General features: G+C 69.6%; 3 protein-coding genes. All 3 read left to right on the forward strand.

Annotation, left to right across the window (positions count from 1 at the left end; all coding sequences use genetic code 11):
• A partial coding sequence (locus tag N801_RS22110; protein ID WP_035940876.1) for a metal ABC transporter solute-binding protein, Zn/Mn family occupies positions 1-674 on the forward strand: 674 nt, incomplete at its 5' end.
• On the forward strand, positions 671-1,564 hold the full coding sequence (locus N801_RS22115; RefSeq protein ID WP_052113315.1) for a manganese/iron ABC transporter ATP-binding protein: 894 nt from the start codon (positions 671-673) through the stop codon (positions 1,562-1,564). The genes N801_RS22110 and N801_RS22115, both read left to right, overlap by 4 nt.
• Positions 1,557-1,759, forward strand: a 203-nt coding sequence (locus tag N801_RS22120) for a metal ABC transporter permease (protein WP_035940874.1), incomplete at its 3' end; no start/stop codon positions are given. The genes N801_RS22115 and N801_RS22120, both read left to right, overlap by 8 nt.

A 1,759-nucleotide genomic window follows, 5' to 3' on the forward strand; every position in this document is an offset into this window, starting at 1 on the left:
CCCAGGGCGCGCAATTGATCCTCTGGAACGGGTTGAACCTGGAACAATGGTTCGAGCGCTTCTTCCATCGGCTCAAGAACGTGCCCGGCGTCGTGGTGACGCGCGGCATCGAGCCGATCGGCATCGGCGACGGCCCCTATGAGGGCAAGCCCAACCCGCATGCCTGGATGTCGCCCGCCAACGCGCTGATCTACGTCGACAACATCCGCGATGCGCTGGTCCAGTACGACCCGGCCAACGCCGAAACCTACCGCGCCAACGCGGCGGCCTACAAGGCGCGCATCCAGGAGGCGATCGGCCCCTTGCACCAGCGCCTGCGGGCCATTCCCCCCGAGCGGCGCTGGCTGGCGACCAGCGAGGGCGCGTTCAGCTACCTGGCGCGGGATCTCGACCTGCGCGAGCTGTATCTCTGGCCGATCAACGCCGATCAACAGGGCACGCCGCAGCAGGTGCGCCGCGTGGTGGACCTGATGACGGCCAACCGCGTCCCGGCGATCTTCAGCGAAAGCACGGTGTCCGCCAATCCCGCCCGCCAGGTCGCGCAGGAGACCGGCGCCCGCTACGGCGGCGTGCTGTATGTCGATTCGCTCAGCGGCCCCAGCGGGCCGGTGCCGACCTATCTGGACCTGTTGCGCGTCACCACCGAGACCATCGCCAAGGGGCTGGAGCCGTGAGGCCGCCGCAAGGCGAGGGCGGCGCCGCGCCCGGCATCCAGGTGGACGATGCCACCGTCGTCTATCGCAATGGCCATGTCGCGCTGCGCAACGCCAGCTTCGACACGCCGGCCGGCACCATCACGGCGCTGGTGGGCCTGAACGGCAGCGGCAAGTCGACGCTGTTCAAGGCCATCATGGGAATCGTGCGGCTGGCGCGCGGCCAGGTCACCGTGCTCGGCCTGCCGGCGCGCGCCGCGCTGCGCCGCAAGTGGATCGCCTACGTGCCGCAGAGCGAAGAGGTCGATTGGGACTTCCCGCTGCTGGTCGAGGATGTCGTGATGATGGGCCGCTACGGCCACATGGGCTGGCTGCGCCGGCCGCGCCCGGCGGACCGCCAGGCCGTGGACCTGGCCTTGACGCGGGTCGGCATGGACGCCTTGCGCCGCCGGCAGATCGGCGAACTCTCGGGCGGCCAGCGCAAGCGCGTGTTCCTGGCCCGCGCGCTGGCGCAGGATGCCCGCGTCATCCTGCTGGACGAACCCTTCACCGGCGTCGACGTCACCACCGAGGACGTGATCATCGCGCTGCTGGGCCAGTTGCGCGACGAAGGGCGCGTGATCCTGGTGTCCACCCACAACCTGGGCAGCGTGCCCGAGTTCTGCGACCGCGCGGTGCTCATCAAGCGCGAGGTGCTGGCCTTCGGTCCGATGGCCCAGGTGTTCACCCGCGCCAACCTGCAGGCCACGTTCGGCGGCATGTTGCGGCATTTCCTGCTGCCCGACACGGACGACCAGCCCGGCCGGGACGTGGGCATCTTCTCCGACGACGAGCGTCCGCTGGTGTTTTACGGCGACGTGGCGACGGCGCGGGAATCGCGCGACGGACACGGAGAAGCGGACCATGCTTGACTGGCTCACCGAACCGTTCGGCTACGGCTACATGATCAACGCCATCTGGGTGTCCGCGGTGGTCGGGGCGCTCTGCGGCTTCCTGTCCGCCTACCTCATGCTCAAGGGCTGGTCGCTGGTCGGCGACGCGCTGGCGCATGCCATCGTGCCGGGCGTGGCGGGCGCCTACCTGCTCGGCCTGTCCTTCTCGGCGGG

The organism is Knoellia aerolata DSM 18566, from assembly GCF_000768695.1.
Taxonomy (GTDB): domain Bacteria; phylum Actinomycetota; class Actinomycetes; order Actinomycetales; family Dermatophilaceae; genus Knoellia; species Knoellia aerolata.